25 protein-coding genes are annotated in these 23568 nt (G+C 58.3%); 4 read left to right on the top strand and 21 right to left on the bottom strand.

What is annotated here, in order from left to right; genetic code table 11:
- Window positions 1-120: 120 nt before the first annotated feature.
- The 3 genes from IAG39_RS10095 to IAG39_RS10085 all read left to right on the top strand — a co-directional run bounded on the left by IAG39_RS10095 (window position 121) and on the right by IAG39_RS10085 (window position 3335).
- Window positions 121-909 carry a 3-hydroxybutyrate dehydrogenase gene (locus IAG39_RS10095; RefSeq protein WP_118934123.1) on the top strand — a complete coding sequence of 263 codons (789 nt, stop codon included), beginning with the start codon at window positions 121-123 and terminating at the stop codon, window positions 907-909.
- A 24-nt stretch (window positions 910-933) separates the two neighbouring features.
- Complete coding sequence (fahA, locus tag IAG39_RS10090) at window positions 934-2304, top strand: fumarylacetoacetase (protein ID WP_223283330.1); 1371 nt, start codon at window positions 934-936, stop codon at window positions 2302-2304.
- A gap of 71 nt (window positions 2305-2375) precedes the next feature.
- Window positions 2376-3335 carry a Bug family tripartite tricarboxylate transporter substrate binding protein gene (locus tag IAG39_RS10085; RefSeq protein ID WP_118934121.1) on the top strand — a complete coding sequence of 320 codons (960 nt, stop codon included), beginning with the start codon at window positions 2376-2378 and terminating at the stop codon, window positions 3333-3335.
- A 602-nt stretch (window positions 3336-3937) separates the two neighbouring features.
- On the opposite strand, the gene IAG39_RS10080 is transcribed toward IAG39_RS10085, so the two are convergent.
- Genes IAG39_RS10080 through IAG39_RS10070 form a run of 4 tightly spaced genes read right to left on the bottom strand, consistent with a single transcriptional unit; the run spans window position 3938 to window position 5263 of the window.
- Window positions 3938-4192 (bottom strand): hypothetical protein, encoded by a 255-nt coding sequence (locus tag IAG39_RS10080; RefSeq protein ID WP_118935172.1) that lies wholly within the window; start codon window positions 4190-4192, stop codon window positions 3938-3940.
- Entirely contained in the window at window positions 4189-4608 is a 420-nt protein-coding gene (locus tag IAG39_RS31475) for a lytic transglycosylase domain-containing protein (protein WP_165867978.1), read from the bottom strand. Before IAG39_RS31475 ends, IAG39_RS10080 begins: the two co-directional genes overlap by 4 nt.
- 37 nt (window positions 4609-4645) lie before the next feature.
- Window positions 4646-4954, bottom strand: coding sequence for a hypothetical protein (locus IAG39_RS31470; RefSeq protein ID WP_205736629.1), 309 nt, complete (start codon window positions 4952-4954; stop codon window positions 4646-4648).
- Between the two features lie 9 nt (window positions 4955-4963).
- Entirely contained in the window at window positions 4964-5263 is a 300-nt protein-coding gene (locus tag IAG39_RS10070) for a hypothetical protein (protein WP_124260423.1), read from the bottom strand.
- A 108-nt stretch (window positions 5264-5371) separates the two neighbouring features.
- Here IAG39_RS10070 and IAG39_RS10065 point away from each other — a divergent pair, with 108 nt between their 5' ends.
- Complete coding sequence (locus IAG39_RS10065; RefSeq protein ID WP_118935164.1) at window positions 5372-7045, top strand: acyltransferase family protein; 1674 nt, start codon at window positions 5372-5374, stop codon at window positions 7043-7045.
- Between the two features lie 11 nt (window positions 7046-7056).
- On the opposite strand, the gene IAG39_RS10060 is transcribed toward IAG39_RS10065, so the two are convergent.
- From IAG39_RS10060 to IAG39_RS09980, 17 genes are all read right to left on the bottom strand, one after another.
- Window positions 7057-7221 (bottom strand): hypothetical protein, encoded by a 165-nt coding sequence (locus IAG39_RS10060; protein ID WP_165867979.1) that lies wholly within the window; start codon window positions 7219-7221, stop codon window positions 7057-7059.
- A 2-nt stretch (window positions 7222-7223) separates the two neighbouring features.
- On the bottom strand, window positions 7224-8537 hold the full coding sequence (locus IAG39_RS10055) for a hypothetical protein (protein ID WP_124260424.1): 1314 nt from the start codon (window positions 8535-8537) through the stop codon (window positions 7224-7226).
- 136 nt (window positions 8538-8673) lie between these two features.
- Window positions 8674-10914, bottom strand: coding sequence for a glycoside hydrolase family 73 protein (locus IAG39_RS10050; protein ID WP_118935166.1), 2241 nt, complete (start codon window positions 10912-10914; stop codon window positions 8674-8676).
- Window positions 10915-12258 (bottom strand): hypothetical protein, encoded by a 1344-nt coding sequence (locus IAG39_RS10045; RefSeq protein WP_118935168.1) that lies wholly within the window; start codon window positions 12256-12258, stop codon window positions 10915-10917. It abuts the gene before it with no gap.
- A gap of 2 nt (window positions 12259-12260) precedes the next feature.
- On the bottom strand, window positions 12261-13109 hold the full coding sequence (locus IAG39_RS10040) for a hypothetical protein (RefSeq protein WP_187523962.1): 849 nt from the start codon (window positions 13107-13109) through the stop codon (window positions 12261-12263).
- A 1-nt stretch (window position 13110) separates the two neighbouring features.
- A complete protein-coding gene (locus IAG39_RS10035; protein WP_118934394.1) occupies window positions 13111-14616 on the bottom strand; it encodes a tail fiber domain-containing protein in 1506 nt (501 codons plus the stop codon).
- The gene (locus IAG39_RS10030) at window positions 14603-15022 is read right to left on the bottom strand and encodes a GNAT family N-acetyltransferase (RefSeq protein WP_118934396.1); all 420 of its coding nucleotides are present in this window, start codon (window positions 15020-15022) and stop codon (window positions 14603-14605) included. Before IAG39_RS10030 ends, IAG39_RS10035 begins: the two co-directional genes overlap by 14 nt.
- Entirely contained in the window at window positions 15022-16572 is a 1551-nt protein-coding gene (locus tag IAG39_RS10025; RefSeq protein ID WP_124260405.1) for a hypothetical protein, read from the bottom strand. Before IAG39_RS10025 ends, IAG39_RS10030 begins: the two co-directional genes overlap by 1 nt.
- Before the next feature lies 1 nt (window position 16573).
- Window positions 16574-17479, bottom strand: coding sequence for a hypothetical protein (locus IAG39_RS10020; protein WP_118934400.1), 906 nt, complete (start codon window positions 17477-17479; stop codon window positions 16574-16576).
- Window positions 17476-18021, bottom strand: coding sequence for a hypothetical protein (locus IAG39_RS10015; RefSeq protein WP_118934402.1), 546 nt, complete (start codon window positions 18019-18021; stop codon window positions 17476-17478). The genes IAG39_RS10020 and IAG39_RS10015 overlap by 4 nt, the downstream gene beginning before the upstream one ends.
- A gap of 64 nt (window positions 18022-18085) precedes the next feature.
- Complete coding sequence (locus tag IAG39_RS10010; RefSeq protein WP_118934404.1) at window positions 18086-18457, bottom strand: hypothetical protein; 372 nt, start codon at window positions 18455-18457, stop codon at window positions 18086-18088.
- A gap of 10 nt (window positions 18458-18467) precedes the next feature.
- Window positions 18468-18761 (bottom strand): hypothetical protein, encoded by a 294-nt coding sequence (locus IAG39_RS10005; protein WP_118934406.1) that lies wholly within the window; start codon window positions 18759-18761, stop codon window positions 18468-18470.
- A gap of 11 nt (window positions 18762-18772) precedes the next feature.
- Window positions 18773-19765 carry a phage major capsid protein gene (locus IAG39_RS10000; protein ID WP_118934408.1) on the bottom strand — a complete coding sequence of 331 codons (993 nt, stop codon included), beginning with the start codon at window positions 19763-19765 and terminating at the stop codon, window positions 18773-18775.
- A gap of 13 nt (window positions 19766-19778) precedes the next feature.
- Window positions 19779-20783 carry a hypothetical protein gene (locus IAG39_RS09995; RefSeq protein WP_118934410.1) on the bottom strand — a complete coding sequence of 335 codons (1005 nt, stop codon included), beginning with the start codon at window positions 20781-20783 and terminating at the stop codon, window positions 19779-19781.
- 42 nt (window positions 20784-20825) lie between these two features.
- Window positions 20826-21104 (bottom strand): hypothetical protein, encoded by a 279-nt coding sequence (locus IAG39_RS09990; RefSeq protein WP_118934412.1) that lies wholly within the window; start codon window positions 21102-21104, stop codon window positions 20826-20828.
- Window positions 21101-23230 carry a hypothetical protein gene (locus IAG39_RS09985; RefSeq protein WP_118934414.1) on the bottom strand — a complete coding sequence of 710 codons (2130 nt, stop codon included), beginning with the start codon at window positions 23228-23230 and terminating at the stop codon, window positions 21101-21103. Before IAG39_RS09985 ends, IAG39_RS09990 begins: the two co-directional genes overlap by 4 nt.
- Window positions 23223-23567, bottom strand: a complete 345-nt coding sequence (locus tag IAG39_RS09980; protein ID WP_118934416.1) for a hypothetical protein — start codon at window positions 23565-23567, stop codon at window positions 23223-23225. Before IAG39_RS09980 ends, IAG39_RS09985 begins: the two co-directional genes overlap by 8 nt.
- Window position 23568: the final 1 nt, after the last annotated feature.

The raw sequence follows: 23568 nt of genomic DNA, 5'->3' as shown, positions 1-23568 counted from the left end.
GAGGGTGCCGGCTATTAATATTCTACGAATATAAATCATGCATCGATAATAAATTGGACGACTCAATCCCCACGCCCTAACCTGCCACGCATTCCATAACGACACAGCGTGGAGACAAGCATGGCTGATCTTTCGGGGCGGGTGGCCCTGGTAACCGGTTCGACCAGCGGCATCGGCCTGGCGGTAGCGCGGCGCCTGGCGCGCTCCGGCGCGACCCTGGTGCTCAACGGCCTGGCCGACGCTTCGGCGGCCGACGCGCTCTGCGCCGAATTCCGCGATACCTATGGCGTGCCGGTCCGTTTCCAGCCCTGCGACCTGCGCAAGCCGGCCGAGATCGAGGCCATGATGGCCGAGTTGAACCAGGCCTACGGCGCGCTGGACATCCTGGTCAACAACGCCGGCATCCAGCACGTCAGCCAGATCGAAGCCTTTCCGGTCGACAAGTGGGACGACATGATCGCGGTCAACCTGTCCGCCAGCTTCCACACCATACGCACCGCACTGCCTGCCATGCGCGCACGCAACTGGGGCCGCATCGTCAACATGGCATCCATCAGCGGCTTGCGCGGCCGCGCCGGCAAGACCGGCTACAACGCCACCAAGCACGGCTTGATCGGCCTCACCAAATCGGTGGCGCTGGAAACCGCGCAGACCGCCATCACCTGCAACGCCATCTGCCCCGGCTGGGTACACACGCCGCTGGTGCAGAAGCAGATCGACGCACTGGCCGAACGTGACGGCCTGGACAATGCCGCAGCCACCAACAAACTGTTGGGCCTGCGCCAGCCCTCGGGCAAGTTCGTCACCCTGGAGCAAATCGCCGGGCTGTGCGAGTTCTTCTGTTCGCCCGACGCCGACGAAGTCCGCGGCGTGGCCTGGGCCATGGACGGCGGCACGACCGCGGCCTGAAGCGGCGACGACGACCTCACGAACATGCGCGCAGGCCGGGCAGCGGCGCGCAGCCATACCGACAATGCCCGCGAGGAGTACACGATGCTGGACCACACCCACGCGCCCACCGCCCAGAGCTGGGTCGACGGCGCCGACGGCCATCCGGATTTCCCGGTGCAGAACCTGCCGATGGGCGTGTTCCGCCACGATGGCGGCGCACCACGAATCGGCGTCGCCATCGGCGAACAGGTGCTGGATGTCCAGGCCGCCGTGGAACTGGGCCTGCTGGACGGACTGGACCCGGTCGCACGCCAAGCGCTGTCGGCGCGCAGGCTCAACGACTGGATGGCTTTGCCCGGCCCCACCCGCAAGGCTGTGCGGCACGCGCTGTTCGCCCTGCTGGACGCCGCACACCCTGGCCGCGCGCGGCATGAGGCCCATGCCGCGCGCCTGCTGCACCCGCAAGCGCAGTGCGAACTGCTGCTGCCCGCGGACGTGGGCGACTACACCGATTTCTATGCGGGCATCCATCACGCAAGCCACGTGGGCAAGCTGTTCCGCCCCAACAACCCGCTGATGCCGAACTACAAGCACGTGCCCATTGCCTACCATGGCCGCGCGTCCTCCATCTGCGCGTCCGACACGCCCGTGCGGCGGCCCCGCGGCCAGGTCAGGATCGCGGCCGGCGTCGATACGCCGGCCTTCCGGCCCTCGGCGCAATTGGACTTCGAACTGGAACTGGCCATCTGGATCGGCCCCGGCAATGCCCTCGGGGAGCCGGTGCCGCTGGAGCTCGCCGCCGGCCACATCGCCGGCTACGGCCTGCTGAACGACTGGTCCGCGCGCGACATCCAGGCCTGGGAATACCAGCCGCTGGGGCCCTTCCAGGGCAAGAACTTCGCGTCCACGGTTTCGCCCTGGATCGTGACCAGCGAGGCGCTGGCCCCGTTCCGCCGCGCCGCGATGGCGCGCGGCGACGCCGATCCCGAACTGCTGCCCTACCTGCGCGACGCCAGGGATGCCGCCAGCGGCGGACTGGAGATCGCGTTGCAGGCGTGGCTATCCACGCCGCTCATGCGCGAACGCGCGCAGGCGCCGCGCCAGCTGTCGGCATCCGACGCGCGCCACCTGTACTGGACGCCCGCGCAGATGGTGGCGCAGCACACGCTGGGCGGCTGCAACCTGCGCCCCGGCGACCTGCTGGGCTCGGGCACCATCTCCACGCCCGACGACAGCGGCCACGGCAGCCTGCTCGAACTGACGCACGGCGGCACGCAACCCATTACCCTGCCCTCGGGCGAAACCCGGCTGTTCCTGGAGGCCGGAGACGAAGTCACCCTGACGGCCCATTGCAGCCGCGAGGGTTTCCAGCGCATCGGCTTCGGCGCAAGCCGCGCGCGCATCATCGATTGACGTTCAATACCAGGCATCCCGCTAGACCTGGAGACGGCCGGCAAGCCGGCGGCACACAAAGGAGGAATGACATGAAGAAGATCCTGGCAGCAAGCATGATGGTCCTGGCAAGTGCAGGCAGCGCCCCCGCGCTGGCGCAGGACTTTCCCAATCATCCGATCCGCCTGATCATCCCGTACTCCGCCGGCGGCGTCACCGACGTGGTCGGCCGCGCCCTGGCCGAGCAGTCCGGCAAGCGCCTCGGCCAGACCGTGGTGGTCGAGAACAAGACTGGCGCCAACGGCACGCTGGGCGCGACCCAGATGCTCAACACCGCGCCCGACGGCTATACCGTCACCATGGTGCCCATCGGCATCTTCCGCATGCCGCACATCACCGGCACGCGCTACGACCCGGTCAAGGACCTGACCTACATCTCGATGATCGCCGGCTACAACTACTACGTCGCCGTCGCCTCGGACTCGCCCTGGAAGACGCTGGACGACCTGGTCGCCTACGCCAAGTCCAAGCCCGACACGATTTCCTACGGCACGCCGGGCGCCTACAGCAGCCAGCACATCGCCATGGTGCAGCTGGGCGAAGCCGCCCAGGCCAAATGGACCCACGTGCCCTACAAGGGCGACGCCGACGCGCTGACCGCCATGCTGGGCGGCCACATCCAGGTGCTGGTCGGCGCCAGCACCATCCTGCCCTACGTCGCCTCGGGCAAGGTCCGCATCCTCGCGTCGCTGGGCGACAAGCGTTCCCCCGACCTGCCGGACGTCCCCACCCTGAAGGAAGCCGGCTATCCCGTGGTGCACACCTCGCCCTTCGGCATCGCCGGTCCCAAGGGCATGGACCCGGCCGTGATCGCCAAGCTCGACGGCGCCTTCCGCGACACGCTCAAGGACGAAGCCTTCCTGGCCCTGCTGCGCCAGTCCGGCGTATCGCCGCAGTACATGGATACGGCGAGCTACACCAAGGCCGCCCACGCCAGCGCGGAAACCGAGCGTGAGGTGATCAAGAAGTTGGGGAATATCATGAACAAGTGAGGTCCGGACAAAACCAGCATCCGTCCCTCCCCGCAGCGGTTCACGCGCCCGATACAATCACGGGCATGAATTCCGCAACGCAAAACACCGCCGCCGACGCCCACCCGGGCCACACCCCCATGATGCAGCATCATGCCGGCAGAATTGCGTAACCGTTTGACTTAAAAGGTCTTTGTGCTGTCAACTGTCTAATAACCTATGGCTACTTAGGTGGCCATAGAGTCGCATGATTCCTAGACGGATTCCTGAGTATTAGACGCAGAATGTCCTACTTCAAAGACCCCACCGCCAACCCCGGAGGTTGCTGGACCTGCACGCACTGGCACGGCGAGACTACCGACCAGGGACGCAGGCCATTCTGCCGCCGAGATCCGGCATTCAAGATCGCCCCATCCTTTCCGGATCAGGGCTGCGGGTCATGGGAGCGCGAAGTAGGATCAGATGATGAGATCCGGCTGGTCAAGGACCGCGGTTAGTCATCCATCCCTGGCCAATCACACAGCCTGGCGCCAAGCTCGTTATGAGCCATGACATATCGCATGTCTTCGACCGTCAAATGGCTACCTTCGGAGAAGTAGAAGGGGCGCGCCAGAGCGCAAAACTCATTGCCCACCCTTTCCCTTGTGGCGCACCCAGCGACGATTAAACTCAGACCTAACAGTGTCATCATCCATGCGATCAATCTTGGCTTGAACATCGCGGCTTTCCTTGGCGGCTTCCACCGCCTGCTTGTTGATCTGCTCTCGGATCTCTTGGCGCCCGTCAGACTTACCCTTGAGGCGCACGCCAAAGTACGCCAGGACGATTGCTAGCCCCCCGGCGATGTAGGGCCAGAATTCGGCTATCAGCATGCTCATGGCGACACCCATAGGTATTCCGGCTTGCGGCCGCGCTCCAGTTTTGCCTGCACTTTGCTGGCTGCTTCAGCTTTGGTGATCACCCCATCCTTGTTAGCATCAAGGCCAGAGTTCTGCCGATAGGTTGTAGGCCGCTCCGACTGCGCCCAGAGGGATGACGATTCCGGCTTGCCTATGGCAGCAGGCCATAGGATCGCCATGTATACGTCGCTCAGAGTCTTCAATCGGCCTTTGTAGGGCTGGAAATACTTCTCCACCCAATCAAGCTGATCAACCGCGGAGAGCGCTGCCAAATTGCCGGTAGCTGTACCCAGGGAACGCGCTGTAGTGGGCATGAACTGGATCAGACCTACGGCCCCACTACCAGCTGCGTTGTAGATGCTGGGAGAGAACGTCTCAGCAGACTCAAACGCCATGCAAGCCATCAGATAATCTGGCTCTATCCCAAGACGTTCACAAAGGCTTATCACCTTCGCCCTGAACTCCGGGCTGACCTTCTTGCCCCACGCGAGCGTCGCGGGCTTCTGTAAGCTTGCGCTGGACATAGAACTTGCTGAGGATACCCCCAACGATGAGGGCGACACCGAACCCGTAGATGAACCACGGCGGGAAAACGCCTCGGATATCATCCGGAAGGCCGCGCCAAACTTCGATAGCAACATCGGTCATACTCCCAAGGGCAATAAAAAAGGCCGCCGCAGCAGCCTGAAATCGGACGGAGTGAGAGCGCCACAAAGAGCGCCATTCGGGTACTAGCTTCATGGGCTACACCTAATCATCGTTGAGAGTTTTTGATACATCGGGTGCCCCCCCTTTCTTGACCATCTGGGTGATTAGGCGACGCTCCCAGTCCTTGCGCTCGTTGTCCTTCTTGATAAGCAGCACATCCGTCTGAATCGAGTTGACGTTGCTTACCAACAGCTCGAGCTTGTCGACACTCTTGTTTGCATACCACCAGTACCCGCCGCCCATGAAAATCATCACGGCTATGGCTGCACGAATGGTGGCCTTGAGTCCGACCATTTCCCGCTCGAGCGCGGATACACGTCCTTCAAGAGGGCTTGCTTCCATAACGTTCCTTCTGATGCAAAAAAGCCCGCATCTACGGGCGTTAGGGTTTTCCTCAATGAGTGATGGCTACTCATATAATCGTCCATCACCTCCGATACAGTTCCATCAATGACGAACCGAAACGCAAGTTCCACGCCATTTGTTTGGGCCGCTTTCTTCTCTCTTTTGGTCGCTTACATCGGGGCGGCGGTTCTAAGCCCGAAGCTCACGCCGCTGTTCTTCGGCAAATCAATAACTTCACTAACAATCAGTCCGGTTCCGAGCGATAACCCAGCAGCCAAATCCTCGGAAATTTGGCTAGCAAAGAGTTCGCAGCAAGTAACCGCCGATCCGCAGAAGTGGTTAGACAAGGGCGACAAGTTCGTTTCTACCGGTGATCCCTCTTCCCCCCTCACCGTCACATTTCAACCTGGGGAGTTGAAGCCCATAGTAATAACGCGCAGCGCTTGGTCAGGAGCAGCCAAGATCACTGTCGGTGGCCAATCGACCACTTACGATCTGTACTCTGCCAATGATTCTCCGGTGACAATCCGGTTAGAAGACCTATTGATAGGGAGTAGATCTACGCGCGCCATTTGGGGCTGGTCCATCATGGCTGCTCTATTCTTAGGTAGCTTCTGCATACTTACTGCCATCTTTCGACGCGGCTGGGTGATCAGCGCCGTTGCGGGCCACGCTTTCGAGTCGAAGAACATCGCCTACTCTTCCCGGCTTGATCACCTGCGCTTCATCGCCGCAGCCCTGGTCATCTACTACCACAGTCATACCGATGCATTCGGCCTCGGCCGATCCACATACAACCCACTACGTGCCTTCGTCGAGCAAGGACACACGGGCGTGGCTCTCTTCATGGTGCTTAGCGGCTATCTGCTGACAAGCATCGGCTGGGGAAGGCATCTGAACTACTTCGAGTTCATGAGGAACCGCGTCTTACGGATCTATCCTCTATACCTTCTCTGCGTTATTTTTATGCTGACCGGCTGGAAGGATAGATACACCTTCGAGCAAGCGCTATCCCTATTCTTCCCGTTCGTGAACAGCTTGGCGCATGTAGATCTGCCCGCGTTTGGCCATCTATGGACCATTGCTGTTGAACTCCAGTTCTACCTGCTATTCCCCTTCCTGCTGCTATTCGCGACGAAGTACGGCGTCAAATACTTGCTAGGCATCCTGGCAATCTTCATCTTCTTCAAATACGCCTACTGGACATGGAATGGAACTGTGACCAATGCGGCGTACCTAACGCTTCTCGGCAGGATGGATCAATTCCTGATTGGGATGATGCTTGCCATTTTTGCTAAGCACTTCATAAAGCCTGGGTTCACCCTCTCCCCGCTTTATCTTGCAGCATCCCTTGTATTTCTAGGCGGCGTAATGTCGTGGTTTGGAGGCAATGGCGGCATGGTTGGCAGCCTGGGAAACAGCATTTTCATGGTCTTTTGGCCAGCCACCGAGGCAATAGCTTGGGGAGCCTTGATCGTTACGTATGCCCATGCTGCCCTTCGGCTTCCTTCCTGGTATGACTCCCCGCTTGCCCGCCTTGGACAACTCAGCTTCTCCATATACTGCTTGCATTACGTCGTCATCGGTGTCACCAAGAATATCTGGGCTCCGACCGGCCTATACCAAGGCTCCTTGAGCGACCTATTGGTCCATGTCACGATGCTGACAGTTCCAGCAGTCGTCCTGGTATGCATGTTCACGTATGGCCTAGTTGAGGCCCCGTTCCTACAACTACGTAAGAAATACACGGACTCGGCGGAAAAGGCGGCCGTCGCCTAGATGTACGCGGATTAGGCATCCCCTGCCGGAGGTACGTCATGTCCCATGGGTTCGGGCGTACTACCTTCGGAAAGCCACTCCAGATACCGGACGTAGTCCATGTTTTCCATGCTTACAGGAATAATCGCCTGATCGGCAATGCGCAGGACACGAAATTCATCTATCACTTGGTACATGTTCAAAGCTCCGCAGACCAAAGCAGAAGGGGTGCAGTGACGATATGCAATAGCGACGTCCAACCCTGAGTTAGAGGAGAGGCGATATCAACCGATACGCGGCATCCTCGTAGACCTATCCAGTCCACAGAGAATGTCGTACATGCGATGTTGCCGCCGCCAGTGCCCTGGACGCCGAGAGACGCTGCGGACCCGTTAAGAAAGCTGAATGTCGGAGGAGCCCGCATCTCCGCTGGATAGTTCAGAATACCCTGCCCATAGTTGTTGAATGCAATGAACGAGACTGGGCAAATTGGCGGGGTTGAGCCAGCATTGTTTAAGACAAATGCATACCTTAGGCACAACTGGCTCTCTACGCCGATTGGCCGGAACTCAAAGAGGGTCGCGTTGGAGCCAAATTCAAGCTGCGCCAGCGATACGGTGCCAGTGCTGAACTCTATGCCAGAGTCGATGCCTCCTGTGACTGCAGCCGATACCCCGCTTGGGGAAAAGACGCCCCCCCCGAACTTGCCTAAAGCGGTTCCAGACCAAGACAGCGTATAAACACCCGACTTGACATTATTTCCTTCTACAACTTGCGACAAAGTTCCAGACGAAATATTGATCGTGGTTATGCCGTTTGAGGTTGTATAGGTATAAGTGCACCCTCCACTTCCCGCCTTCCATCGATCATGACCATATGCTCCGGCCGCCAAGACTACTGTCCCCCCAACCCCTCGCTGGTTAACATTGAAGTTGCCATTGATTAGAAGGTTCTTGAAGCCACCAGATGGGATCACGCCGGTTGCGGTGTCTAGACGAGCGGGATATGCGATTGCGCGCCAGATACCAGGGCTTTCATTCATAAAGGCAATTACATCATTAGCCTTTGTGACAATATTTGCGCCGCCAGGTAATTGTAGGAACCCTGCGTTCACAATCGTGATACCAGCGGGGAAAATGAGATACACAATTCGTCCGGGGTACACATCCGTCAGAGAAGTTATCGACGTAGACCCCGTAACAGCGAAAACACTTCCCTCCACTGGGACAGGTAAGGCTGCTGCGGAAGGTATATCAGCCCCTTTTATCAGTTGTTCCCACCGCAACGACTGACCAGTTCCAGACGGCGCGCCGAGGCCGGCGACCACAAAGCCACCCATATTGAGGCTACCGGTCATCGTCGTTTGCCCGTCAGATGACACAGAATTCTGGATAGCCGTGGCCACATCATTGATCAACGCCTGCCAATCAGCGGCTGTAGCGGCTGCCCCGTTAACCGCGGGGTTCCATGAATTGTTTGGCAGGCTGTACCCGCCAGTTCCGTTGCGCGGCATTCACACACCTCTAAATGAAAAGGCCACCCGGGGTAGGGGTGGCCTATACTTTTGCCTATGGACTATATCGACTACAAAATTTGGAAAGCGGTTGCTGTCCTAGCCGTCATCTTTATCTACGCTATCTGGCGCGGGTTCACTGGGCGACGATGACCGGTGCTGACCGGGCGGCAGTCACTGGAAGCGCCTGGCGAAGCGCGTTAGCCAATGCCGTATTGGACGATTGACCCAGCATCGCATTGCGTGCCGCTGCGCTGTTCAGCAAGGAATTCGCCATCCTGCCAACGCCTACGGACGCCACTGCTGCCGGGATCCCAGCACCGTAGCCCATCAGGGCACCTGCCATGATCCGTTGAGCGGCCCCATGCTGGCCCTCCCGAGGCCGCAAGAATTGCGCTGCAATATCAGCTAACTCCTGTAGCTCAGGATTACGAATGTTCCGCATATTCGCCAGTCGAGCGATGGAAATATCCCCATCGACGCCGTTTTTCGCCAGGTTCTCCAGGGAAAGCATGTTCCCATATTGCTGGCGCACCTTCGCGAATGCTTCTGCCTCTTTCGGCCCAAGGGAGCGATTCAGAGCGCCCATAAGGTCGCGCTTCAACTCATTCGCGTAGAAAGCTTCTGGTGTACTGCGTTGCCCAATTCGGTCAAGCGTGCGTTTCAGGTTATAGGCAAGTTGGCCGTCTAACTGGCCATTTGCTTTGGCTGCCTGATTGATGATTTCATCAATTTGCTTGCCAATGATGCGCGCGCCGTCAGAGCCAAGCTCAGTGGAAGCTTGTTGAGCGCGCTCCGCGAGTGCTCCCAGAAACTGATCATCGACCTTTACCGCTGTCTTCTGCAGAACGTCATCGAATTTCTGACCGAGATCGCCAGCAGCAGAACGCAATGCTTGAGTAACGTTGGTCGAGTCCTGCCCGACCGTACGAGACAAGGCACGATTCAACTGGGATTGCATGGTGTCTTCGACGGCAGCCCGGCCACTGAACGGAACATAGTTCAGGCTTGCAGCCATCGCATTCATCGGACGGCTGTTTACGATGCGGTCTGCAGGCACCTTGATGCCCAGTTCGGCCGCACGATTGGCTAGGTCGCGAACAGGTGCCGATACTTCGCCGCCTCGCAGCATGTTGCCAATCGCATGTCCACCTTTAGCGAGCGCCACCCCAGCCAGCGGAAAGGCGGCACCAACAGCCGCGCCCAGACCAGCCGAGTCAGGATCAACTAGCCCAGCGGAAACCGCACCGGTTCCAGCGCCACCAACCATTCGGGTAGCCAAGTTCCCCACCTGACCGGCTAGTGTCGCGGCAGGAGCGCCGCCCAGGTTCATCCCACCCGAGCGAAGCGCATTCGCTAGTTTCTCGGCCTGAGGAGCCACGCGGCCAAGATTTGGAGCTACGGCAGATACCCCGCGACCCAATACCCCGCCGACCGGAAGTGTGGCGGCGATGTTCCCCGCCAACTCGCCACCACCAGCAGCGATAGGGCTTACCTCTTTGTAAGGCGCAAGCTCGCCAGCAAGCTTGTTTAGCCCCTGTTCGGCATCCTGCACCAGCCAGTTACCGGCTGCGTTTCCGTCTTCACCTTGCGTGAAGAAATCCCCTACCGCATTGATTCCTTTACCCAGATACCTCTGCGCGTTCAGGGCAACGTCACCCACACCTTTACCTAAGCCTGCCCCTATCGCCACCAATGAACTGTCCGACACCTGAGGCTTAACCGGGCGTCCGTACTGCTGCATAAATTGGCCGCGGGCTACCTCTAGCGACTCTGGCGGCACTTGAGGGGCAACCACCTGCTCAAAATACTGGTTTCGCGCTGCGTCTTGCTGTTCAGGGCTAAGCGCCTTGAATTCAGACTTCGCGATCACATCCTTCCAGGCTACAGGTGCACGTTGTTGCTGTGACTGCGCCGCCTGAGCGGTAGGTAGCAGTGCTGATGCAATTGAATCCATGACGCCGCCAGATTTGCGCACTAAATCGGTTGAGGCCACAAGCTTACGTACGTAGCCCGGATCTTCCGCATAACCGCCTGCCTTTAATGCTTCAGCGTACGCCTGCGCATTCTCCCCCGCGCCAATGGCCTTCTGGTATCGGCGGCTAAGAAGCCCGGCGAAGTCCTGTCCGAAGGCGTCCGCATTGTCATATGTGCGGTACTTGTCCACGCTTCCCGTCATGTTGTCGGTAGCGGTAGCCCCTTGTCCTGAGAAGTCTTTGATATTGCCCAGATTGTTGGTGCCTGGGATAACCGATTTCCCCCAACCCGTTTCAAGGCCCCACTGCCCTAGCAAGATGGACGGGTCAACGCCGATCTGCTTTCCTACAGAGGCGGCCAGAGAGCCGTATTGCGTTGCGAACTCTTTAGGGCCTGCCATTTATCCACCCCACAGGCTCGAATAGTTGCCATTGGAGATACCGTTGTCCTTCGGCGCTTCCTCACCTAGCTGGGCCTTTTGTCGCATCCGCTGAACACCGGTCTTGATGGTCTGCTCCAAAATATCCAACTGTTCCCGGGCAAGCTTTTCGCTAATCCTAGGGTCATTGAGCGTGGACCACGCCTTTTCTGCTTTCTGGCTTTCGTAATCGGTGATCGTGCCAGTTCCTTTGAGGCGGTCCCGCATTTCGAGCCAGCCCTGGCTGATGACTTGGTTCGTCAAGGCCAGTGCGTCCGAAGCCTTGGATCCGGCCATATTGGGGAAAAGCCCCTGGATCCCATAGTTCTTCCCAAAGCCTTCACTTTTACGCAATGTGTCGATGTTGGTCAGTAGCTGATTTGCGGCGGCCTCCATTGAACCGAATTGCTCCCGGGCCTCCAGTACCGCTTTGGGAGGTGTAGACCCAATGCCCCCAGGCTGACCTGCGGTAGGCTGAGTGGCAGTGTTCGAGGTCGGAGGCTGCCCCGCGCCTGCATTTGGGCTTGAGGCCGAAAGCATCTGGATATATTGAGCGCGAGGCATCTTGATAGTGCCTCCCCGACCATCCGGGACATCCACCAAATCCAACATCGCGCCCGTAGTCTGAGAATCGCGATTCTGCGCGATTTCGAACGGATAGCGCGCTCCGGCAATGGCACCTGCCTCTGCCCCCTGGATAGCAGCATTCGCCGCACCATAGCCCGGAACCGCCTGGGCCTGCGCGCCGTTAGGTCCGTAAGTTGTCTGGATTCCGTTTTGCGCCGCAGTGAAGGTCGGAAGGTTCGTGCGTGGGTCTACCAGCGTTCCACCGGGTGCCACAGCGATAGGCCTTTGATTGCCCTGCTCCCCTACCATCTTGAGATATGCAGGCAGGCCCATCCCCTGAGCGATAATGAAAGACTCCTGCGCTGAACGCCCCGGCAGCAAGGGCATCGTCGATTGGCCCTCACCCTGTCCGACTGGCATACTCTGCGCGCCGGACGCAGGGGACGACTGCCCCAGCCCGAAATCGGATGCCATTTTCTCTGTCTGCATCTGCTGCAGTTCCTGCTGCTGCTTGGGCATGTCAGCCATAGCTTTCATGCCCAGGTAGCCGCTCAGCGCCTTGGCTAACCCCTGCGTCCAAGAGGGGGCAACGTAATGACCACTCACATTCTGCCCTTGCAACGGGTCCATGCCCTGCTGCATAAGCGCTTGTGCATAGGCCTGGCGCTGCGCTAGTTGGTACTGCTTTGCCGCGATATCCGGCCCCAGCAACGGTGATCCGAACCCAGCGCCAGGCTGCATGAATCCTTGTTGTGCCATTCTTAACCCCGTAGCTGAGCCGCCATTCTTTGGCGATATTGATCACGTTGCGCCGCGGCTTGTTCTTGCAATTGATTGAACTGAGCAAGGGCCATAGCCTGGGCTTGTCGCTTCGCCTCGTTCTCAGCCATTAATCGCTGAAGACCGTCCGGCTGCTGTTGCGCTCCCTGCTGCTGGGCCTGCTGTTGCTGCTGGCCCATGAACTTCTGCGCAAGATCCGTCCAGCCAGGTTGCTGGCTCATCCCGGACAAGTCTTGGGTAAAGGTGCCACCAGATTGGAAATTCGGAGAAACTGTAAAGGGGTTGCCGCCACCAGCCATCCCGCCAGCGCCTCCCAATCCGCCCGCTCCACCGAGAACTGGCGCCCACGCGCCAGACATACCAGCCGTGCTACCAAGAGCCGTCCCACCGGATACAAAGCCCGGAGCGACCGAGATACCAGCCCCTCCAGCGCCTAAACCGCCGCCAAGGCCACCACCTATACCGCTGGCTGCAGTAGAGCCGCCGCCGGCAGTCCCTGCCGCCCCAGCAATTGCAGGCGCAGCGAAGTAGCCGCCAATAGCCAAGCCCAATGCATCGCCGGGCTTATCGCGGACAACATCCCCGATACGATCAACGATAGGGATCTTCCGCACCGGGTTAATCGTTTCGTCGATCCGGTCAAAGGGCGTCATCACTTTGGACAGAGTCTTGTTGGTCAGCTCAGGAATCTTATTGCTGGTCAGATCCACCCACTTATCGCCGACTCCAGGAATCATGGCGATAGGGTCAGTGAATTTCTGGATCTTGCCGCCAATCTTCCCCAGAACGGAACTATGATCGCCTTTGCCGAACATTCCACCGAGGCCCATTTCACACCTCCGCGTAGTTGACGATCTTCAGGCCGCCGATTTCGCGCACAGCGCCGGGGGAGACGCGTTCTACTTCGTCTGCCATGTACCCGATCATGCTGCCGCCGAAAATATAGTCAAACGAGTAGATACCCAGACCTTTGATCGAAGTAGCCAGACGCTTTATGTTCCGCTTCAAGCGTCGATCTGAGAACATGCCCATTCCATAGCCCATCATGCCTAGTTGCCCAAGCCCGAAGAGGCCACTCATCATGTTCGAGTTCCCCGCATTCTGGGCATTCGACGCGCCAAGTTGGGATTGATAGGTGTTCTGAGCCGCGCCGGTATAGTCGGGGCCGCTCGTAGTCGCCTGTTGCGAATACCCGGGGAACTCAGGCATTTGCACCTGCGACCCACTGCGTAGCGCATTCAGTTCATTCAGCGGCAAGTTGCGAAGAAAAGCTTGTTCCTGAAGCGCCTGCTGGCGTGCCTGATTCGCCTGACTGAATTGCTGGTTCTGCAATCCGGCTTCCTGCGTCCGCAGTCCATTCTGTTGTGCGAACTGTTGCCCCTGCAGTGCGGCAGCCATTGCTCTATTCTGCGTCTGCTGGTTGTAGGTCAATCCCTGCTGCTGCATGCCGAGATTGATACCCTGCAGACCAGCTTGCGTTACAGCATCATTGCGCTGCTGCCCAAACGATGACATGGCGTTGTTCCATGCCGCCGATCCTTGAGCGATGCCTTGATTGGCAAGCTGGTTCCTCAACGATTCGTACTGACGATCAAGCTCCGGATTGACTCTAGAGAGAATTGCATCGGTAGCCGTATTGGTGGCCAGATTTGGGTCATATACAGCGCCGGCGCCTGGCAAACTGTTCATATCCAGCGCCTGCCCCATGCCGGGGAGGTTCCCCATGTTTAGCGCTTGGCCACCGCCGGGGAGTGAAGACATATCGAAGCCGGTCCCCATCATCTGGTTAACTCGACCTAGCGCCGAATCTTGCGCCCCGGCCAGCCCCTGAGACAGCTTCATCTGCTGGTCAAACAGTGCCTGCATCTCAGGGGAGAGCTTGACGGTCTGGGTCCAATTGTCGGCGCCAGAGTAGTAATCCTGGGCATTCGGCATTGCCGCGCCGCTACCGCCTCCTCCAGAAGCCATACCGCCGGAGTTCTTGGCAACTCCCTGGTTGTTCATGACATTCGGCACCCACACGTTGTTGTACGTGGCGTTCGGGTCGCCATAGCTGGTGTCTGGCCTGCTCTCCCAATGCCCACCAGCACTTCCGCTCCCACCTCCTCCAGTGTTCTGATTAGCTAGGCCGGACCGATATGCAGCCATGGCCGCGTCGTATCCGGCCTGGTCAAATGTTTTCCCATTGGTCCAGGTAAGCGACCCATAGGGCGTAACTTGATTGACCCGATTGGCTTGCGTTGCGTACTTAGCCAGGTCCAAGTTTCCTTGGGACGTAGCCTTCGCCGCGCCGATGTAATCAGGCACATCAGGAGTGCTCGAGCTACCTTTTCCCATTTTTCAACTCCAGCCAGCGGCAATCTGTTGCCAACATTCGATAGATGATGATGTCGCCTTGCGGGTGCGCGTCCTTCATTGCGCATTCCTCGACGAACCCAAGATGTTCCACAAACTTTCGGCATGGACCATTGACACTCGCGACAGGAGCGGTCATACGGGTTGCCTTGAGGTATTCGAATGGGTAATGAAAGATCGCCCATAGGAACTCTTTATTCAGCCAATGCGGCCCATCCCCGGCGATGTGACACATCACGTTCGCGCCGTTGAAATCCTCGTAAAGAATCCCGCCGACAATTCGCCCATCCCTAATGCGGCCAATTGCCTTCCCTCTTCCTTGTGGCCAGATACCGCCTACCCGTTCGCATACCCACGGGCCTATCACAGAGTCATCCGTGAACAGCATTAGAGGAGCCCGCCACGCTGATAGACAAAACTGGTGGAAGCCCATTCCACATCAGATGAATTGCTTTGGACCACCAGACGAAGTGCGGCGGCTTGGTAGATACCGCCCACGGTGTTCCAGTTCGACAGCTGCTGGAATGATCCGCCCCAGGTCATGCTTCCCCACACCATCGATCCCCACACCATGCCCCCGGGAGGAACATAGTTCAGTACGCCAACTGGAGCAGCAGGTAGATAGTCGCCATTGATGCCGTAAAGAACGGAAGGACGCCCATTCGTCTGAATGTATGGACGAACCATGGTGAAGTATTTGTTCTGGGCCTGCGCACCAAAGTTCTGGAAGGATTGAAGACCGTCCGCAGTGATCATGTCACTGCCATCGACATTCCCAACCCAGGCCCGCTTAACCGAGTTCCCGGTGCCGAAGTAAAGGCCGAGTGATGTGTTCTTGAAGGTATTGGCAGCCCATCCGGTGAACTTTGTCCAAGCACCCGTAAGACTGTTCATTCCAAACTGGAAATTGGCCCCCATACCCTGCGGCACGTTCAACAACAAGGCATTCTGTTCAGGGAAAACGCACAGCTCCCACCCGAAATTGTTGCGATACGCCGCCACAGCATCATTCACACTGTTCTGGATCTTGTCCGATATCGCGGCTCGGCGATCCACTGAACTTGAGAGAAGCGACTTGCCAAGCGGCATGACACCCCGCTCACACATGATCAACAGATCGCCTCCATACTTGACTGCGCACCGTCTGCCAATCGGTACCCCCAAGTAGAAAAGCCCAATTAGCGACCAGCCAGATGCCGACGATGGATCTGTACCCGCGTAAACAGCGACCTCGCCATTACTCGACAAGAAAACCGCGTGGTCATCCGCGCCATTACCCGCGTCGATGGTCCAGGTATACATTCCTACGACCCAGCCGCCTCGCTGGAAGATCGCGCCGAAATCGATACTCTGCGCAGCGCCGCCGACACTCGAAACGGGTAGGTACCACACACGCATGGAATCGCGTTCCGTCATGAACAAGCGATTCTTGAATACGCAACCCTGAACAAGAGAGGTGGTGGCTACACCCGTAATAGCAATCGGACTCGAGCCAGCATCTACCGCCTGCCAGGTCGTCCCGTTGTACAACTGCGGTTTGTCCTGCCCATTGAATAGGTATAGGAAGTTTCCGCCCGGGGTAGAAGCCGAAACTTCCTGCCATCGGTTGTTTGTCTGCCCCGTCACCACTGGAGCGCCGATAGGGCCGGCAGTCGTAATGTCGTAGATCGAGCCATTGGAGGCCGCGAACAGCTTGTTCAGTCCATTCGGCGGGGAATACTCAACAATGGTATCAACCGAAGTGGAAAACCCAGATGACCAATCAGCATAGCCATTGCGTACGCGCAGGCGCGATGGAAGAGGCCACCAGTTTTCCAGGATTACCGCGTCCTCTACTGGCATAGCAGCGAGAGGGTCCCTGTCATTCAACCCACCGACAGGCGCCGGCAACGACGCAGGCGCGGCGGTCTGATAGCCTATTCTTCGACGATTCGCCATATCAGTTCGCTGGCCAGTTCCCGTCTGGGATGTTCTGGGTCGACAACAGAATAGAAATGTCCGCTGGCGACAGGCTGAGCTTAGGCGCGGATCTATCTTGTGCCTTGCATTGCTCCAACAGGATGTTGAAGCGTGACAACTCAAACGACACGTCCAACCCCTTCGCCTGCTTGAATGCGACCTTCAGGCCCTCCACCATCAACGAGTCATCGAACACACAGGTGTCAGTATCCGCAGTGAAGGATGGTTTGTATGTCACCCCGTCAGCATCGATGACATAGCCATTGCTGATGTACTCAAATGCCAGGACAATCCCATTAGGAGGCGGCGGGTTCAGGGCAATCGTCTGTCCCAGCAATCGGAAGCGCTCACGCGGGCCAGCGTAGACAATCCCGGACTTGAAGGATTGCCAGCCCTGTGCAGATTGCGGCCCTAAAAGTGGCCATCTGTTGGTACGGTCCCACTCGGTCTGAGGGATCTGCTTCTTCCAATCGACCGGCAGAGGGTATTGCACCTGAGCAAAGTTCAGATCAAACGTCCCGGTTTCTAAGGCCGGCATGTTCATCGTCACCTGCGTTGGCGAATCGACCGACACGATCTGAGCGAACGGCTGAATCCCCGTTCCGTCTATCCCCCAGTTCGTCGTCAGGCCCGTGGAAGATGGAACTGTCAGGATAGGACTGTTCACCACCATCGTCGCGCTGATGGTCTGCGCTGAGGTAATCAGAATATGCTCCCGATCCAAGCGCTTCCAATCATCCTGACGACACAAATCTCCCCCGAACCGGTTCAGCAGGGCATACATCTGGATAACCTGCGGATCCTGGGACGAAACTACAGCAGTCGGGACGCCAAGCGCCATTTCCCGGCATGCCTGTTGAATCAGTTGAAGGAGGGTCATGTTCATGCCTCAGCGGTATCCTTCGGCGGCCGACCGGGTCCGCGCCTTCCCTGCTCCTTAAGCTGCGCTTGGAGATCAGCAATAAGCGAGTGCAAACGCTCATTCTCGGCAGCCTGCGCGGTAACCGCAGCAGTATCCTTTGCGTTAGTCAGATAAGCTTTTGCCTTCGTGCGAAGCTCGGAAAACCCCATACCCATCTTCATGCAATGAGCATCGCTCAGGCCTGCCATTGCCTCGACGGTATGCACTTCAAAATATTTGGCTTCTTTGACCTGCGCCCGGTTGATCTGCGGCCATTGCTCAAGCGGCGTGCCTTCTTGCCCTGCCGCTTCCATGCGTTCAAAGCGCGCCCATGCCTTCGGATACTTCTGCTTGTCAGCGTCCGTGGCGCGGCGCTCAATGATGTTGTGCGGGTCGCCAGGGATCATGATCTTGACATGGGGCATTTCCTTATAGATAGGCCGCCCTTCACGTTCGGATTCATGGGTGAGCTCTACAGCATCTGAATAGAACTCGACGAACATCTGATCTTCTTGGATGGGGTTCATGTATGGTCCTTTGAGGGTTTGCCTCAGATGGAGAGAAGAGAAAGGGGCCGAAGCCCCTTCCTTGTTATGCACCCAGTTGGGATATCCACTGAGTGCCGGAAACGCCAAAGAACATGGCACTCTTGCCTGCAGGCACAGAAAAGCCGCCGGTCGTCGCAGTCAGAGCGTCGATCTGCACGCCCGTGCCGGGATAGACCAGAAGAGCATTAGCGCCCTGGTTAGCAACGAGGACGGAAGAGCCGACCTCTACCGGCATCAGGCGAACGCCTGTACTGGCTGCAGTGGTAGTGACAACGTTGATTTCGGCGGACAACCCCAAGGCGTTCGCATTGGTAGTACCGGCGGCGGTGAGCGTGTTAGCCACACCGCCGCAGATAGCACCAGCAGACGGCCAGGAGCTGCCCGTACCCATCAACCGAGAGGGGATAGCGGGCATCTTCTTCTCCTTAGACCGAAGCCGCGTCGAACCAGGCTTGATCGCCAGTGGCCATGGCAAAAGCTGGCGACAGATATGCGCCGCCAGATGCGGTGGCCAGGAACGTCGTCGGGCTGACGGTGCATACCGCAGTACTGGCCGGGATGCTGGCGTTGGCCTGGGCGAACACCGAGCGCTTGCCATCAGTCGTCCAGACTTGATCACCAAGCTTGGGGCGCGAAATGCCATTGGCGATATCGGCGGCCAGGTAGATCGTATTCAGATCCACACCGACCTTGGGGGTAGTGGTAAACGGAGCAGCCATGTTTCTTCTCCTTAGGCGGTCAGAACGCCCTGGAACTGGGCGCCAGAGGTGGTGAGGTTGCCGGCCCAGCCGATCAGACGCACCAGAGCGTCCTGGTTGACCGATTGACGGTCGCCACCGATGGGAACGAAATTGCGGTCGCGGTGCGGACGGAAGAAGATGTACTTCGTGTTGAGGAAGTACATGGTGTTGGTGGGGATAGCCCCGCCAATGCCCCCATCCAGGAACACATCGCAGTTCAGGCCCGCGCCCATGTACTTGATGGACGTGAAGCCAGCCGCTGCGCTGTCTTCCGACGTAACGCGTTGGATAGCCTGGAGCGATTCCAGGAAGGCGCGGTAGTAGTTGTTGTCCGCCACGATCATGTCGGGACGATCCGTACCGCGCACGAGCTGCACCGCAACGCGGTTCATATACGACTGGATGTTGGCCGAAGTGACAGCAGCACCACCATTGGTGACAGCGGAGAACGCCACGTTTCGCCAGAACGACCACGTAGCGCGATTGATACCGCCATACGTTCCCGTCGCCGGAGACGTGGTAATCGCCGCTTGCAAGCCGGTGATATTCTTGCCGCCGTTGCCGGTACCATCCGAGTAGATCCCCGCGCTGATTTGGTTCATCAGCTGGGCCTCAGCGACCTGAATACGGCCTTCCAGCAGGTCGATGATCTGCTCCTTGCCCGAGTTCTGGAGTTGTTCCAGGCCCGAGATGGTGACAACCGCCGCGTATTGCTTCAGGTCGTACTGAGCCGACGAAATGGGGCTGTTCGGGGTGATATCGATCACGTCATAACCGGAATAAGAGCCGGCATTCTGCGTGTTCGGATCGTTGTACATCAGCTCCTGCAGAATCACGTTTCCGCCCGAAACGGGCTTGACGTTGCCGCGCTGGCGCAGCTTATACAGGAGGGCGTTGTTGTTGGTAACGCTATCCGCCAGCACGCCAGAACGACTCTGGATCGTGGTGGCGATGATATCGCTCAAGTTAGCGAAGGTAGGCATGATGAGGTCCTAATTAAGTAGCATCGGATATGGCCGCTTCGATCTGATCTCGGAGCGACCCCTTAACGGGCTGAACCCCAGCACCAGCGGGCGAACTTCCCTTGACGCTCACCGCAGCGGATTTCGCTCGCGTGGCTTGGGCTTGTTCAGTTGCTGCGCGTTGGGCCTCGGCGCGTTGCTGCTCAACCAGGGATTGCCTGATATCGGCACGCATCCATACAGCCGTGTTGTAGGCGGCTTTGAGATCTTCTGCTTTGCCGGTTTGCAGCAAAAGCGCCATGTCCTCTTTGACCGCCTCAAAATGAGGGTGCGCAGGATCAGCTGCGAACTTCTGGATCTCGGACTGGTATCCGGCCTGTTCGCGCATCTCCTGCTGTTGGTAAAACTGCTGAATCTGTTGTTGCTGCTGCAGCATCTGGTGCTGCAGGTATTGAACGTTCGGGTCCACCGGCGGCGCATTCACTACTTGGCCAATGTCCACGCCGTATTCCTGGGCCAGTTGCCCAAGAAAACGGGCCTTGGTAGCTGGATCCGAGTAGCGCAGTGTGTGATCTGCCTGGAATAGCTTCGCAATAGCGGTAGGAGCATCCACGCCAAGATTGCGGATCGTATGCATGTACGGCTCGACCACACGCTGATAGGCCTGGGCCTCGTGCGCGTGCGTCTTGTATTGCTCGATGCCCTTGTGGTAATCACTTTCCCGCCGGTCAGCCTCCTGCGTCAGAAGCTTCACTTCTGCGGGCGTGAGTTGTTCACCGGCGTCCGCCTTCAGGTATGCAGCCTGTGCATCCGGCTTCCAGCTTGACGGCGCTTTACGCGGCGGGGCTACCTCTTGAACAGGCTCAACCACCGGCGCGGCATCGTCTGCTGGTTTCGCGGCGAACCGGCCAGCTTCATCGCGGGGCCGATTGTCAGCGTGAGATTCTTGTGCGATCGGTTCAGCAGGCGCGTTCTGTGCTTCAGCCTGCGTAAACGCGTCGTTCAATGCGCTGTGCAGGTCGTCCGTTGGGTTTTCCATGGATTTCCTTGGGCAATAAAAAAGCCACCCGGAGGTGGCTGGTTAGCTGTAGCGCCGAACGGCGTCTATCAAATCTCGTCGGATGGTGGGGTCTGGCCCCGCGCTGCGTTGGACCGGCCTTTCATTGCCGATCTCTACCAGGCGATGCTGCTTCAGATGTTCCCGGTGCTGGCGCCGGCCCATGATCATTTCGCCGGTCGCCATGGATTGGTAGGGCTGGATATCGCCTATCACCATGGGGCCAGTGACTCGTGGACCTTCGTACTCCTCGGCTGGGATGAGCTTGAGCGTCACCGGGTCTTGGATGTAGCGCTTCCTCATTGCCGAACCTCGGAACTGATCTCGTTGGTAGCCGCCTGAGTCGCAGCGTTATCAACCTTAGCCTTCGCACTGATATTGGCAGTCTCAATCTTGGTTGCCGCATCCAGTTCAGCCTTCCAGCGCGCGAATGCCATGTCATTCATCGCTTGCAGTTGATCATTCTGGGTCTTCACGGCATTCAATTCAGCTTCCTGGCGGATCTTCATCGCGTGCTGCTCAGCCTCGGCACGCTGGCGATTGATATCAACCTGAGCCTGCATCTGCATACGGGCATGCTCGACCTGCATTTCCGCACTCATCTTGGCCTGGTCAGCCTGCATCTGAGCAGCTAGCTTGGCCTGCTCGATCTGCATATCCGCCTGCATCTGCATCTGCTTTTGCTGGGCTTCGGCCTGGATCTTCATCTGCTCGGGATCAGGCTTATCCGGCTTCGGCTGGCTCATCTGATCTACAAACTTCTGGAATGCCGCTTCCATTTCCCGGCCGCCCTTGAACGCACGCACGCCGAACATGAGCATTTCACCCAGCAGCGGGGCCATTTCAGGCGATTGTGTGGCAGCGGGGATAGCCTGGCGCAAGAAGTTGCTGGCAGCACCCAGGAACTCAGTACGGGATGCCTTCTCCTGCTCCTGATCCAGTTCGATCAGGGAATCTGCAGCGACTTCAACGCGGTAAGCACGCATCGGCTCGGACTTCATGAGCATGATCGCCTGTTGCACAAACTCAGCGTCATATGTATCCATGATTCCGGACATAGCAATCAGCGATTCTGGGCTGTACACGTCCATCATCAATTGCGCCTTGATGCGCAGGATCTCGCTGGCGAACATGGCTACGTCTTGCTGTCGAGGACGAAGGCGAAGCGACCCGAACTGGCGTTTGATGTTCTGCGCCGTGGCCGTCTCACTCGCTTCCGTGGCGCCACGGATAATGTCCGATATGCCGGTTATCTCGTAGATGACCTGCTTGCATTGTTCCCGTGCGGCATAGCACTCGTTGAGCGCCTTGATGATCTGTTCTAGTGGCAGCCAATCCACTTGTCCCCGAACGCCGCCCTTCTCAGCGAACACCGCCCAGTTATCTACCGGGATCATGGTGTTGTCCACGCCTTCAGCGAGCATGCGCTGAATGCCATTGGCGCTCGCGTCGTAGACACCAACGACCTTGACGGCTTGCGTCAGTCGCCCAATACGCTGGGTCAGCATGTCCAACTCGTTCGCCTGGTCCTGGTAAAGCGCGAAGTCAGGAACCGGCACCAGCGTGTCACTGGTCTGTGTGGAAAACAACGGCTTCGGGCATGGCCAGAATTCATCAAGGCCGTAGGGGTCTTCACGTATGTCCAGCAGGTCGTCGAAGCCCTGTGCAACCCAATAGACGGCTTTGGTCTTCTTATCCCACAGCTCCCACACTTCAGCCTTCTTCATGGCCTCGGTGTCGCCGTACGTGGCTCCCTGATCCTTCATCTGGTCCAGACCAATGGGAACATGGGTGAGAGGCACATCAGCCGCGCGTTTGCCCTTCTCGGCCAGGAAATCTCCAAAGCGGGTCTTCACCTCGTCCCGCGCCATATATACGCGGCGCGCAATCCACGTGACCTCGCCCCATACCCTGGCGGCAGAACACCGGAAATCCTCCCAGTACACGTAATCCACAGCCGAGCAGTCTTTAACCTCGTATTGAGAGGGCGCGGCGCCCTCTGCGACCGCAATCTCCCTTTGCTCGTATCTCACCCACGCAACTCCACGGCCAGGCAGCAGCCGGTCCTGCACTGCATTGCGCATGGCTTCGTCGAAATCTGGGTAATGATCGATCTCATATTGCAATGCGCGCTCAAGGATCTCAGCGGCGCAGCGTGCTGCCGGGTCGTTGTCCTTGTTCCGACGCACGGCCTCAGCCTTGGGAGCCTTGGCGTAGATAGCAGGCAAGATCGTCTGCACGTTCGACCACAGGATGTTGTATCGATTGCCCCCCGTCGTGCCGGCGCGCTCATCCCGATAGCGCTTGACGATCTTCTTGCCGCGGTTGATCCACTTTTCATCCATGCGCTTAGCCAGCTCTAGCTCAAGCTTCCAGCGCCGGGCGATATCAACCGTCGATTCGGCGGCCTTCTCCACTTGCTCAGACACAGATGCCCCCTAGTTGGGACATGGGGATACCGTTGCTATAGGTGAATACCGGAGCCGTGGACGTGCAGAGTCCTTTGGTGTGAATAGGAAGGCCGTTGCACCATTGCGTGCCATCAGGCAATCCTGCGGTAGCATCCGTCAGCACGACTGACCCATTACCATCCGTAGGAACAGCCTGGGAGAAGCGAACGATGGTCATGTCGTAGTCACCCATTACGGGCAGGCTGGCAGCGAATGCAGCGTCTCCCTCTTGGATGAAGCCGTTATGGCTGACGCGCGTAGGCTGATCGGTCCACCCAAACTTGACCTTGCCGTCCACTACAGGGAATAGCGCCATT

Origin of the sequence: Achromobacter xylosoxidans (genome assembly GCF_014490035.1) — a bacterium.
In the GTDB taxonomy this organism is placed as follows: domain Bacteria; phylum Pseudomonadota; class Gammaproteobacteria; order Burkholderiales; family Burkholderiaceae_B; genus Achromobacter; species Achromobacter bronchisepticus_A.
Note: the sequence above shows the minus strand (reverse complement) of the source record. Positions and strands in the feature narration are given on the sequence as shown.